Source organism: Pseudomonas maioricensis (assembly GCF_022790535.1).
In the GTDB taxonomy this organism is placed as follows: Bacteria; Pseudomonadota; Gammaproteobacteria; order Pseudomonadales; family Pseudomonadaceae; genus Aquipseudomonas; species Aquipseudomonas maioricensis.
In genome coordinates, this window is sequence record NZ_LOHG01000002.1 from 97820 (window position 1) to 110324 (window position 12505).

15 protein-coding genes are annotated in these 12505 nt (G+C 57.4%); 10 read left to right on the forward strand and 5 right to left on the reverse strand.

Going from position 1 to position 12505, the window contains the following annotated elements; translation table 11 throughout:
• Positions 1-161: 161 nt before the first annotated feature.
• From AUC61_RS03085 to AUC61_RS03125, 9 genes are all read left to right on the forward strand, one after another.
• Positions 162-926, forward strand: coding sequence for a transporter substrate-binding domain-containing protein (locus tag AUC61_RS03085; protein WP_243244410.1), 765 nt, complete (start codon positions 162-164; stop codon positions 924-926).
• Positions 927-1071: 145 nt separating this feature from the next.
• Positions 1072-2289 carry a methyltransferase gene (locus AUC61_RS03090; protein ID WP_243244411.1) on the forward strand — a complete coding sequence of 406 codons (1218 nt, stop codon included), beginning with the start codon at positions 1072-1074 and terminating at the stop codon, positions 2287-2289.
• Positions 2290-2610: 321 nt separating this feature from the next.
• A complete protein-coding gene (locus AUC61_RS03095) occupies positions 2611-3129 on the forward strand; it encodes a Dps family protein (RefSeq protein WP_243244412.1) in 519 nt (172 codons plus the stop codon).
• Between the two features lie 234 nt (positions 3130-3363).
• Positions 3364-4503 carry a homoserine O-succinyltransferase MetX gene (metX, locus tag AUC61_RS03100; RefSeq protein ID WP_243244413.1) on the forward strand — a complete coding sequence of 380 codons (1140 nt, stop codon included), beginning with the start codon at positions 3364-3366 and terminating at the stop codon, positions 4501-4503.
• Between the two features lie 7 nt (positions 4504-4510).
• The gene (gene metW, locus AUC61_RS03105) at positions 4511-5131 is read left to right on the forward strand and encodes a methionine biosynthesis protein MetW (RefSeq protein WP_243244414.1); all 621 of its coding nucleotides are present in this window, start codon (positions 4511-4513) and stop codon (positions 5129-5131) included.
• A 144-nt stretch (positions 5132-5275) separates the two neighbouring features.
• Positions 5276-5710, forward strand: a complete 435-nt coding sequence (locus AUC61_RS03110) for a DUF4426 domain-containing protein (RefSeq protein ID WP_243244415.1) — start codon at positions 5276-5278, stop codon at positions 5708-5710.
• Positions 5707-6309, forward strand: coding sequence for an RdgB/HAM1 family non-canonical purine NTP pyrophosphatase (rdgB, locus tag AUC61_RS03115; RefSeq protein WP_243244416.1), 603 nt, complete (start codon positions 5707-5709; stop codon positions 6307-6309). Before AUC61_RS03110 ends, rdgB begins: the two co-directional genes overlap by 4 nt.
• Complete coding sequence (gene hemW, locus AUC61_RS03120) at positions 6306-7520, forward strand: radical SAM family heme chaperone HemW (protein WP_243244417.1); 1215 nt, start codon at positions 6306-6308, stop codon at positions 7518-7520. The genes rdgB and hemW overlap by 4 nt, the downstream gene beginning before the upstream one ends.
• A gap of 9 nt (positions 7521-7529) precedes the next feature.
• Positions 7530-7853 (forward strand): DUF3392 family protein, encoded by a 324-nt coding sequence (locus AUC61_RS03125; protein ID WP_027899507.1) that lies wholly within the window; start codon positions 7530-7532, stop codon positions 7851-7853.
• 131 nt (positions 7854-7984) lie between these two features.
• Here the strand turns inward: AUC61_RS03125 and trmB are convergent, their stop codons facing one another.
• From trmB to AUC61_RS03145, 4 genes are all read right to left on the reverse strand, one after another.
• Positions 7985-8632: a tRNA (guanosine(46)-N7)-methyltransferase TrmB gene (gene trmB / locus AUC61_RS03130; RefSeq protein WP_240350658.1), complete on the reverse strand. Its 648-nt coding sequence runs from the start codon at positions 8630-8632 to the stop codon at positions 7985-7987.
• 245 nt (positions 8633-8877) lie between these two features.
• Positions 8878-9672 carry a thiazole synthase gene (locus tag AUC61_RS03135; RefSeq protein WP_243244418.1) on the reverse strand — a complete coding sequence of 265 codons (795 nt, stop codon included), beginning with the start codon at positions 9670-9672 and terminating at the stop codon, positions 8878-8880.
• Positions 9673-9726: 54 nt separating this feature from the next.
• Positions 9727-9927: a sulfur carrier protein ThiS gene (thiS, locus tag AUC61_RS03140; RefSeq protein ID WP_087268510.1), complete on the reverse strand. Its 201-nt coding sequence runs from the start codon at positions 9925-9927 to the stop codon at positions 9727-9729.
• 208 nt (positions 9928-10135) lie between these two features.
• On the reverse strand, positions 10136-10513 hold the full coding sequence (locus tag AUC61_RS03145; protein WP_243244419.1) for a DUF423 domain-containing protein: 378 nt from the start codon (positions 10511-10513) through the stop codon (positions 10136-10138).
• A gap of 80 nt (positions 10514-10593) precedes the next feature.
• Here AUC61_RS03145 and mtgA point away from each other — a divergent pair, with 80 nt between their 5' ends.
• Entirely contained in the window at positions 10594-11304 is a 711-nt protein-coding gene (mtgA, locus tag AUC61_RS03150) for a monofunctional biosynthetic peptidoglycan transglycosylase (RefSeq protein ID WP_243244420.1), read from the forward strand.
• A gap of 290 nt (positions 11305-11594) precedes the next feature.
• Here mtgA and rpoH read toward each other — a convergent pair whose 3' ends face one another.
• On the reverse strand, positions 11595-12449 hold the full coding sequence (gene rpoH, locus AUC61_RS03155) for an RNA polymerase sigma factor RpoH (RefSeq protein ID WP_027899700.1): 855 nt from the start codon (positions 12447-12449) through the stop codon (positions 11595-11597).
• Between the last annotated feature and the right edge of the window lie 56 nt (positions 12450-12505).

The following is a 12505-nucleotide window of genomic DNA, read 5'->3' on the forward strand; positions in this document are numbered from 1 at the left end:
GGTGAGCTCCTACAGGTTCAAGTCAACAATGCTGATCCCGCCGATACATGGCTTAACAAATGCTTCAAGCCGACAGCGACATTTTGCGGTAACTCATGTCCAACACCCGTCGTCATCACCAGCTGCCCAATAAGTCCCGCAATTGCAACGGAGCAACACCCATGCAGATGTACAAAAAATTCCTGCTGGTCGCAGCCGCCACACTGGCGTTCACTACCAGTGCCTTTGCGGTGGAGACATTAAAGTTCGGTGTCGAAGGGGCTTACCCACCGTTCAACGGTAAGGATGCCAGCGGCCAGGCGGTGGGCTTCGATGTCGAAATCGGCCATGCCCTGTGCGCAAAAATGAAAGTCGAATGCGAAGTGGTGACATCCGACTGGGAACAGATCATCCCCGCACTTAATGAAAACAAGTTCGACTTCCTGATTTCCTCAATGTCCATCACCCAGGAGCGCCGCCAACTGGTGGACTTCACCGAGCCTTACTACTCGAACAAATTGCAGTTTGTCGCGCCGAAGGGCAGCGACATCAAAACTGACAAGGCGTCGATTCGCGACTCGCTGCTGGGCAAGACCATTGGTGCACAAGCGTCCACATTGTCAGCCTCCTGGCTGCAGGAAAACCTGGGCATGGATATTACCCTGAAGCTCTATGACACTCAGGAAAGTGCCTTTGCCGACCTGGCTGCCGGGCATATCGATGCACTGCTCGCCGACAAATATGTCAGCTATGAATGGCTCAAGGGCCAGCCGGGCTCAAGCTTTGAATACAAAGGCGATGCAGTTCTGGACAACGACAAGATTGGCATTGCCGTGCGCCTGAATGATCCATTGCGCGCCAGACTCAACCTGGCCATCAAGGAAATCATTGAGGACGGTACCTACAAGAAGATCAACGACAAGTATTTCCCGTTCAGCATTTTGTGATCGAAGGCTCTGGATCAAGCCTTTGCGGTAAATTTTTCAGGCCTCGGACGTTCATACGCATAGACGGCTGATCAGCACGCTGCTATGAAGGGGGCTGGCTTTTAAACCGCCAGCCCCCTTACACGCTTGAACGCGATAGCTGACCATGGCCAACGACCCCGATTTGCACGATGAACAGCTTCGCAGTCGCTTCCGGGCACTGGACAGTTTCCTGTTTGCCTGGCAATCGCTATGGCGACCCAAGCCGTTCACTCACCTGCAGTTGCCTTGGGAGCATCAGTATCCAGAGCTGGCTGACTGGCTACGTCAGCGCTCGCTCAGTCAGGCCGAGGTTGCTCACAACCACCCCGGGCAACTGGCAGCACCTTTCCCCTTCCCGCAACTGGCGCACGAAGCAAGGGAGCTGAGTCACGTACAAGCATTGCCCGCTTCGGCACTCGCCCCCGTAGAGCCACGCATGAGTGTCGACGTGCCAGGACGCAAATGGCAGCAGATCGAAGCGTTTGCCAGTTGCCTGAGCTTCGAGCGCAAGCCTGCCCACTGGCTGGACTGGTGTTCGGGCAAAGGTCATCTGGGCCGTCGCTTGCTCGAAACCGGCCAGGCGCTAACCTGTCTGGAGCGCGACCCTGCCCTGATCAAGGCCGGAAGTGAACTCAGCAAGCGCCTGAAGCTTGAGGTCGGGCACGTCCAACAGGACGTCATGGCCGACGATGCCTGGCGCCGACTGCAAGCCCATCACACTCCGGTCGCTCTGCATGCGTGTGGAGATTTACACATTCAGTTGATGCGTCTTGCCAGTCAGGTCGGCTGCAACCAATTGGCTATCGCGCCATGTTGTTACAACCGCATCGAAGCCGAACAGTATCAGCCCGTATCCAGCGAAGGACAGGCATCAGCCTTGAGGCTATCCCGGGAAGATCTCGGCTTACCTCTGAGCGAGACCGTGACTGCCGGAGCTCGCGTTCGTCGCCAGCGAGATCAATCCATGGCTCGCCGACTGGCCTTTGATTTACTGCAAAGACGCCTGCAGAACAGCGACGCCTACCTGCCGACCCCTTCACTACCCAGTGCCTGGCTGGATAAGTCTTTTGAAGACTACTGTCGTGACCTGGCAGCACTCAAAGGCTTGCCCGACCCTGGCGTCCAGCATTGGTCCACCCTTGAAGCTGCGGGCCAGGAACGCCTGGCACAGGTGCGGAACCTGGAATTGGTTCGCAACTTGTTCCGTCGGCCTCTGGAGTTATGGCTAGTGCTTGATCAGGCGCTTTATCTGCAAGAACAGCACTACCGTGTGAGCGTCGGCACCTTCTGCGAAAGCAACATCACCCCACGCAATCTGTTGCTGATTGCAGAGCTGCATTGACGCGGATCAACTGGATAGCCTGTGGATAACTCTGTTGATGAAATATCAAAGGACGGATGATTTGCTTAGCAAGCTACTTATCCGAACGGTCAGAAGTTAACCTCAAACAAGAATAAAAATCCTTATAAAACATATAGTTAAATTCAAACAAGAACATTTCCATAAATTTCATTCCATTTGGCTATTTCCCCTCACCCATTGTGCATAAAGATTTGAGCACAAGCGGTAAAGAAGGCCGCCAGGCACAGTGCTGCAATGTCATCAGGATGCTCACTGGCATCGCCCGTTACGCCGACCGACTACTGAGGAAGGAAACGTCTGATGAAAAATCTTGAAGCCGCAAAAGAACTGCGCAAAGCCGATTTGCATACGCCCAACAGCCTGGGCGAAGAAGCACGGCGTGATCTGTCCGCTGAACTCAATACCTTGCTGGCCGATATCTTCGGCCTGTACCTGAAAACCAAAAACTTCCACTGGCACATGTCCGGCCCATACTTTCGCGACTATCACTTGTTGCTGGATGACCAGGCCGATCAAATTTTCGCCACTACCGACGCCATCGCTGAACGCGTCCGCAAACTGGGCGGCACCACCTTGCGCTCGACCGGCCACATCCAGCGTCTGCAACGTATTGCCGACAACGACGCAGACTTGGTGACCCCGGCCGACATGCTCGCGGAACTGCGCGAGGACAACATGCAGCTGGCCAACTACATGCGCGAAACCCACGCGCTGTGCGACGAACACAACGATGTCGCCACCGCCAGCCTGCTGGAAAACTGGATCGACGAGGCCGAACGTCGTATCTGGTTCCTGTTTGAGTCAGGGCGTACTGCTTAAACGTTGATCCTGGGGGAAGTTCTAGGTTGGCCTGCAAGCCGGTCAGTCGTGTGGGAGCTGAGCTTGCTCGCGATAATGACGCCGCGATCTCAAGTAAATCGCGTCCAGCCGTATCGCGGGCAAGCCCAGCTCCCACAGGGTTTTGCGCAACCCTGAGTGCCCACCGAATTCCTCTGTTGCCCCTCCCCCCCGCGGTCTTTAGACTTACGCCTCATTTAAGCGAGAGCAGGGTCGATGTCCACGGTCTTTCCCGAAGATTCTGTCGGTCTAGTCACGCCGCAAACGGCACATTTCAGCGAGCCTCTGGCACTGGCCTGTGGCCGCTCGTTGCCTGCCTACGATCTGATCTACGAAACCTATGGCGAACTCAACGCAGCGCGCAGCAACGCCGTGTTGATTTGTCATGCCCTTTCCGGTCACCACCACGCGGCAGGCTACAACAGCATCGATGACCGCAAGCCCGGTTGGTGGGACAGTTGTATCGGCCCCGGCAAGCCTATCGATACCAACCGGTTCTTCGTCGTCAGCCTGAATAACCTCGGCGGCTGCAATGGCTCAACAGGCCCGAGCAGCATCGACCCGGAAACCGGCAAGCCTTTCGGCGCCAACTTCCCGGTCCTGACCGTTGAGGACTGGGTACACAGCCAGGCGCGGCTCGCCGACTTGCTGGGCGTGCAACAGTGGGCGGCAGTCGTCGGTGGCAGCCTGGGTGGTATGCAGGCGCTGCAATGGACCATGACTTACCCGGATCGGGTGCGACACTGTCTGGCGATTGCCTCGGCCCCCAAGTTGTCAGCGCAAAACATCGCCTTCAACGAGGTTGCGCGTCAGGCCATCCTTTCGGACCCGGAATTCCACGGCGGCGACTTTCAGGAATTTGGCGTTATCCCCAAACGTGGCCTGATGCTGGCGCGGATGGTCGGGCACATCACTTACCTGTCCGATGACTCCATGGGCGAAAAATTTGGCCGCGGGCTGAAGAGCGAGAAGCTCAACTACGATTTCCACAGCGTGGAGTTTCAGGTTGAAAGCTATCTGCGTTATCAGGGCGAAGAGTTCTCCGGGCGCTTCGATGCCAACACTTACCTGTTGATGACCAAAGCGCTGGACTACTTCGACCCGGCAGGTGCTTTCAACGACAACCTGGCCGCGACGTTCGCCAATGTGACCGCAGACTTCTGCGTCATGTCGTTCACCACTGACTGGCGCTTCTCGCCTGCCCGATCGCGGGAACTGGTGGATGCCCTGATGGCAGCGAAAAAGAACGTCTGCTACATGGAGATCGATGCACCCCAGGGCCACGATGCGTTCCTGATCCCGATCCCGCGTTACCTGCAGGCTTTCTCCAGTTACATGAACCGAATTGTACTTTGAGGACGCCATGAGAGCCGATCTTGAAATCATCCAAGAATGGATCCCTGCGGGCAGTCGCGTACTCGACCTTGGTTGCGGCGACGGCGAACTGCTGGCCTGGTTGCGCGACAACAAGCAAGTGACCGGCTATGGCCTGGAAAACGACGCCGATAACATCGCCCGCTGCATCACCAAGGGCGTCAACGTTATCGAACAGGATCTGGACAAGGGCCTTGGCAACTTCGCCAGTAACAGCTTTGACGTCGTAGTCATGACCCAGGCCCTGCAAGCCGTGCACTACCCGGACAAGATTCTCGACGAAATGCTGCGCGTGGGCCGTCAGTGCATCATCACTTTCCCTAACTTCGGTCACTGGCGCTGCCGCTGGTATCTGGCGACGAAGGGCCGGATGCCGGTTTCTGACTTTCTGCCTTACACCTGGTACAACACGCCGAACATCCACTTCTGCACCTTCGAAGACTTTGAAGAGCTGTGCCGTGGGCGTCACGCGAAGGTCATTGATCGGCTCGCGGTGGATCAACAGCACCGGCACGGCTGGGCCAGCAAACAATGGCCTAACCTGTTAGGTGAGATCGGTATCTACCGGGTCAGTAGCCCAGGTTTGCAAGAACACCAGATCGCGATTTGAAGCAAACCTAAAACCGGAATCTGTAGGAGTGAGCTTGCTCGCGATTCGGTTTCACTGGCGCTAAATTACCGTCTGAACGGGCGCTATCGCGAGCAAGCTCACTCCTACAGGACCGTATTTCAATTCATAGACAGGAGAACAACCATGCGTCGCCTGGCAATCATGTTGATGTGCGCCCTTAGCCTGTCGGCGTTTGCCGCAGACTATGCCAAGCCCAACCGGCAAGAGACCTTTGGCGACGTAACGGTCTATTACAACGCGTTTGCTTCAAGCACCTTGTCACAGGAAGTGGCCGCGGCATCGGACCTGACTCGCAGTAAACAACTGAGCGTGCTCAACATCACCGTACTCAAGGCGGGCAAGCCATTACCATCGAGCGTAAACGGCACCTACAAGGACCTGACCGGACGCCCTCAGCCTCTGACCTTCAAGCAAGTCTCGGACAAAGGCTGGATCAGCTATATCGCGCAGTTTCCGGTTAAACAGGCCGAAACCTACACCTTCAACATTGATGTGAAAGCCGGGAATGAAGAAAGCCATTCCTTCAGCTTCAATCAAGACATTTACCCAGGCGAATGATGAATTTCCCTCAGCTCGTATTGGCCAGCCACAACGCTGGCAAGCTCAAAGAACTCCAGGCCATGCTCGGCGACAGCGTGCAACTGCGCTCCATCGGGGAATTCAGCAGCGTGGAACCGGAAGAAACCGGCCTGTCGTTTGTTGAGAACGCGATCCTCAAGGCACGCAACGCAGCACGGATTTCGGGCTTGCCTGCTCTGGCTGATGACTCGGGCCTGGCAGTGGACTTCCTCGGCGGCGCGCCAGGGATCTACTCCGCCCGCTACGCCGACGGCCAGGGCGATGCTGCCAACAACGCCAAACTGCTCGATGCGCTCAAGGATGTGCCTGAAGAGCAACGCGGTGCCCAGTTTGTTTGCGTGCTGGCGCTGGTTCGCCATGCGGACGATCCACTGCCCATCCTCTGCGAAGGTTTGTGGCACGGGCGCATTCTGAACGCTGCCAGCGGTGAGCACGGCTTCGGTTACGATCCACTGTTCTGGGTGCCGGAACGCGATTGTTCCAGCGCGGACCTGAACCCTGTAGAAAAGAATCAACTCAGCCATCGCGCCCGCGCTATGACGATCTTGCGCCAGCGCCTGGGCCTGGATCTGAAATGACCCAGGAAACGCCTGCAACAACGCTGTACCTCGGCGAAACCGGTTTTAGCTCGACCGGGCCGAGGGCTGCACTGCCGCAACTGCCGCCGCTGTCGCTGTACATCCACATCCCGTGGTGCGTGCGCAAATGCCCGTACTGCGACTTCAACTCGCACACCGCCAGCCCGGTGTTGCCAGAAGCCGAATACATCGATGCGCTGCTGGCCGACCTTGATCTGGATTTGCCCCATGTGCACGGTCGTGAGCTGAGCTCGATCTTCTTCGGTGGCGGCACCCCAAGTCTGTTCAGTGCTGATGCGCTGGGCCGCTTGCTCAAGGGTGTCGAGCAACGCATTCGTTTTGCCAGCGACATCGAAATAACCCTTGAAGCGAATCCCGGCACGTTCGAGCAGGTCAAGTTCAGCGCCTATCGCGGGCTGGGCATCAATCGCCTGTCCATCGGCATTCAGAGTTTTCAGGAAGCCAAACTCAAGGCGCTAGGCCGGATCCACAATGGTGACGAAGCGATTCGTGCCGCAGACATGGCGCGTCAGGCGGGCTTCGATAACTTCAACATGGACTTGATGCACGGCCTGCCGGATCAGTCGCCCGACGATGCGCTGGGTGACCTGCAACAAGCCATTGATTTGAAACCGACACACCTGTCCTGGTATCAGCTGACGCTGGAGCCCAACACGGTGTTCTGGAATCAGCCGCCGACACTGCCCGAAGACGACATCCTTTGGGACATCCAGGAGGCAGGCCAGTTGTTGCTGGCAGAGAACGGCTACGCGCAATACGAAGTGTCTGCCTACGCACAGCCCGGCAGACCGGCGCGGCATAACCTGAATTACTGGAGCTTCGGTGATTTCATCGGCATCGGTGCCGGAGCCCATGGCAAGCTCAGCCATCCGGACGGGCGCATTGTGCGCACCTGGAAAACCCGCTTGCCCAAGGATTACCTGAACCCGGGCAAGCCATTCAAGGCTGGCGAGAAGCTGCTGAGCATTGAAGAGCTGCCTTTCGAGTTCCTGATGAACGCCCTGCGCCTGACAAATGGTGTGGACGCTGCATTATTTCGCGAACGTACGGGTCTAAGCCTCGATTCGCTGGCCAGCGCGCGCCGACAAGCCGAACAACGTGGCCTGCTACAAGCTGATCCGGCCCGACTGGTTGCAACGCCGCAAGGCCAGTTGTTCCTCAACGACCTGCTGCAATACTTTCTGATCTAAGGACCCTGCATGGATTTGATACTCGACCTGCTCGCCACCATCTCCCGTTGGAGCCGCAGCAACCTATCGGAAATATCCCTCGCCTTGGTGGGCTGTTTGCTGGTGCTGTTTGGCGCGGACTTCAAGGGCTGGGTCGAACAGCGCATCAGTAGCTTTGCAGGAGCCTTGCGCATCCCGCTGATGGCGTTACTGGTGACCATCGGCAGCGGCGCAGCGCTGATTTACGCCACCCCGTGGGTGATTCGCGGACTGAGCCAGTTCAACAACTACAGCCTGGCGCCCGTGTTGTTGGTGGTGCTGGTGTTGATCGGGGTTGTTGCGGACAGGAAGTGAAGCGGGGCTGGAATACATTCCCCTGTGGGAGCGGTGCTTGCCCGCGATAAGAACACCGCAATTCTAAAGTGAACCGCGTCCAGCCTTATCGCGGGCAAGCACCGCTCCCACAAGGTTAAATCAAACTTGACCTAATCCACCTTCTCGAACTTCAAATCCCACACCCCGTGCCCCAGGCGCTCGCCGCGGCGTTCGAACTTGGTGATCGGGCGCTCGGCCGGGCGCGGCACGCACTTCCCGTCTTCAGCCAGGTTGCGATAACCCGGCGCAACATTCATCACTTCCAGCATGAATTCGGCATACGGTTCCCAATCAGTGGCCATGTGCAGAACACCGCCTACCTTCAGCTTGCTGCGCACCAGTTCAGCAAACGCAGGCTGCACGATGCGACGCTTGTGGTGACGGCTCTTGTGCCATGGATCAGGGAAAAACAGCATCAGGCGATCAAGGCTGTTATCGGCGATGCAGCGGTTGAGCACTTCGATCGCGTCGCAATCGTAGACCCGCACGTTGGTCAGGCCTTGGGTCAGCACACCATTGAGCAGTGCGCCAACGCCCGGGTTGTGAACCTCCACACCGATGAAATCCTGATCCGGAGCGGCCGCTGCCATTTCCAGCAGCGAATGGCCCATGCCGAAGCCGATTTCCAGTGTGCGCGGCGCCGAACGGCCAAACACCTGATCGTAGTCCACTGGCGCGTCGGCCAAAGGCAGCACATACAGCGGACGACCTTGGTCCAGGCCGCGCTGCTGGCCTTCAGTCATACGACCGGCGCGCATCACGAAACTTTTGATACGGCGGTGCTGGCGCTCTTCGCCTTCTTCGGCAACAGGCAGCTCTGGGTTTGGAACGTCTGGATCAGTCATCAAAAGGGTCTCATCAAACAACGCGTACTATCTGAATTAATGCTTTCCTGTAGGAGCTCACGAGCAACGCGAGGCAGCGATAGCGGAGTGTCAGGCAAACCGCTATCGCTGCCTCGCGTTGCTCGTGAGCTCCTACATAATTCCTGCTTGCTCAGCGACTACCGGATCAACCCATCCAGCGGCGAAGATGCGCTGGCATACAGTTTTCTTGGCATACGACCTGCGAGGTAAGCCATACGACCGGCAATAACGGCGTGTTTCATGGCTGCGCCCATCAGGATCGGGTCTTGAGCGTGGGCGATGGCCGAGTTCATCAACACGGCCTCACAGCCCAATTCCATGGCAATGGTCGCATCGGAAGCCGTGCCGACACCGGCATCGACCAACACCGGGACTTTGGTTTCTTCCAGGATGATCTGCAGGTTGTAAGGGTTGCAGATGCCCAGCCCGCTGCCGATCAGGCCAGCCAGCGGCATGATGGCGATGCAGCCGATTTCCGCCAACTGGCGCGCAATGATCGGGTCATCACTGGTGTAAACCATCACGTCGAAGCCTTCCTTGACCAGTACTTCGGCGGCCTTGAGGGTTTCGATCACGTTAGGGAACAGGGTTTTCTGATCCGCGAGGACTTCCAGCTTGACCAGATTCTTGCCGTCGAGCAGTTCACGGGCCAGGCGGCATGTGCGCACGGCCTCAATCGCGTCAAAGCAACCGGCGGTATTCGGCAGGATCGTGTAACGATCCGGCGGCAGGACATCCAGCAGGTTCGGCTCACCCGGGTTCTGGCCCAGATTTGTACGGCGTACTGCGACGGTGACGATCTCGGCACCCGACGCTTCAATGGCCAGACGGGTCTGCTCCATATCCACGTACTTGCCGGTACCCACCAGCAGGCGTGACTCGAAAGTCCGACCGGCCAGGATAAACGGCTTGTCGCTGCGAACATTGCTCATTGGAAATCCTCTTGGAAGTTGAGGTCTTGCAGTTGGATCAGAAAATGTCGAAGCCTAGCCGCCGCCAATCGCGTGGACGACTTCGACCTGATCGCCTTCGCTCAGGGCCGTGGACTCATGCTGGCTGCGTGGCACGATGTCCAGATTCAGCTCAACTGCAACGCGGCGCCCGACAAGATCAAGGCGGGTCAGCAGAGCCAGCACGGTCGCGCCGTCAGGCAATTCAAAGGGTTCACCGTTCAACTGAATGTGCATGCGCGGGAGCAGCCATCATTTTTGGGGGCGAGCATTCTAGCCCGATCAGCCGGTATGACCAAGGTAAAGCCACGCCATTCGTCTTTGGCTGCCCATGTGCGAGCAGCCACCACCGGACCTGTAGGAGCTGCCGAAGGCTGCGAATAGCGGAACGTCAGGAAAAATGCCTTCGCAGCCTTCGGCAGCTCCTACAGAACCGTGCTAATAATCAAACCCCACCCAGCCGCCACGCAGTCAAGCCCAGCAACGCCCAGCCCACCAGAAACGCCAGCCCGCCAAACGGGGTGATGATCCCCAGCTTGCTGATACCGGTCAGGGTCAACAGATACAAACTGCCCGAAAACAGCACAATTCCCAGCGCAAACGAGAACCCTGCCCAGGTCATGAGCCTGCCCGGAAGCTGAGCTGCAAGCACCGCCACGCCCAGAATCGCCAATGCGTGGATCAGTTGATAAAGCACGCCTGTATGAAAAATCGCCAGATATTCAGGACTCAGGCGGTTCTTGAGGCCATGAGCAGCAAACGCTCCCAGCGCGACGCCGGTAAAGCCAAAAAACGCGGCCAACATCAAAAAGCTACGAACCATAACTAACTCCGTTCAAAAATCGTCCAAAGGCGCACGGTCTGTATAATGGCCCGCTCAACGGGTTCGGCCAAGCCATCTCTATGCTGCGTTCATTAGTACGTCGTCTTATCAAAGCCCTGCTCCTGTTTGCTGCGGGTAGCGTGTTGCTGGTCCTGATCTTCCGTTTCGTGCCGCCGCCGGGTACTGCGTTGATGGTCGAGCGCAAGATCGAATCATGGGCTGACGGCAAGCCTATTGATCTACAGCGCACCTGGCAGCCATGGGACAAGATTTCCAATGACCTGAAGGTCGCGGTCATCGCGGGCGAAGATCAGAAATTCGCCGAGCACTGGGGCTTTGACGTCGAAGCCATTCAGGCGGCCATTGCCCACAACGAGATGGGCGGCTCGATTCGCGGTGCCAGCACGCTGAGTCAGCAAGTCTCCAAGAACCTGTTCCTGTGGTCGGGTCGCAGCTATCTGCGCAAAGGGCTTGAGGCCTGGTTTACCGGGCTGATTGAAATCCTCTGGTCCAAGCAGCGAATCCTTGAGGTGTACCTGAACAGCGTCGAGTGGGATGACGGTGTGTTCGGCGCTCAGGCGGCTGCGCAGCATCACTTCGGCGTGAATGCCAGCGCGCTTTCCATGCAGCAGGCCAGCTATCTGGCAGCGGTGCTGCCCAACCCCCGCGAATGGAGCGCCAGCCGTCCAACCAGTTATGTTGCAGGTCGCGCCAGCTGGATTCGTCGCCAGATGCAGCAGCTGGGCGGGGATGATTATCTGCTCGGCTTGAATAGCAGCAGGAAGCTATAGCAGGCGGACTCGAACCGGTAGGAGCGAATTCATTCGCGAACGGCTGCGTAGCAGTCGTAAATATGGCGACCCCGTGCCAGTACACGCACCGGGACACAGGTTTGGCTGCCGCTTCGCGCCAGTTCGCGAATAAATTCGCTCCTACCGAGGAGGTGACCCCATCCTGATCAAAACGAGGCAGCTCCTACAGGAGTTACATTCCAGTTTTGATCAGGGGCAGCATCAAAACAAACAAAAACGCCCTGACCGGTTTCCCGGTCAGGGCGTTTTTGTTTGTCGTTGAACCGTTATTACGCGGCTATCGACAACTTGAGCTTGTTCATCGCGCTCTTCTCAAGCTGACGAATACGCTCGGCGGAGACGTTGTACTTCTGCGCCAGATCGTGCAGCGTGGCCTTCTCTTCAGCCAGCCAGCGCTGATAGAGGATGTCACGGCTACGGTCGTCCAGCACCTCCAGCGCCTGATGCAGATTGGCGGTGGAGTTGTCAGTCCAGTCGGAATCTTCCAGCTGACGTGCCGGATCATAACGGTGGTCTTCCAGGTAGTTCGCTGGCGACTGGAACGCACTGTCGTCGTCGGCTTCAGCAGCCGGGTCGAACGCCATATCGTGCCCTGTCAGGCGACTTTCCATCTCGCGCACTTCACGCGGCTCAACGCCGAGGCTTTCAGCCACACGATGAACTTCTTCATTGTTCAGCCACGCCAGACGTTTCTTCTGGCCGCGCAGGTTGAAGAACAGCTTGCGCTGGGCCTTGGTGGTCGCGACTTTCACAATGCGCCAGTTGCGCAGGATGAACTCGTGAATTTCCGCCTTGATCCAGTGAACAGCGAACGAAACCAGACGCACACCCATTTCCGGGTTGAAGCGTTTAACGGCCTTCATCAGGCCAACGTTACCTTCCTGGATCAGATCTGACTGAGCCAGGCCATAACCGGAATAACTGCGTGCGATGTGCACAACAAAACGCAGGTGGGCGAGGACCATCTGCCGAGCCGCCCCCAGATCCTGCTCATAATAGAGACTCTCAGCCAGTTCACGCTCCTGCTCAGGGGTCAGCAAAGGAATGCTGTTCACCGTGTGCACATAGGCTTCCAGGTTCGCACCCGGGACTAAGGCATACGCAGGTTGCAAAGAAGTGGTCATACGAAATGTTACCTCCGTCACATGACTCGTGCAGTTCAGCACTGCTGAAATTGACC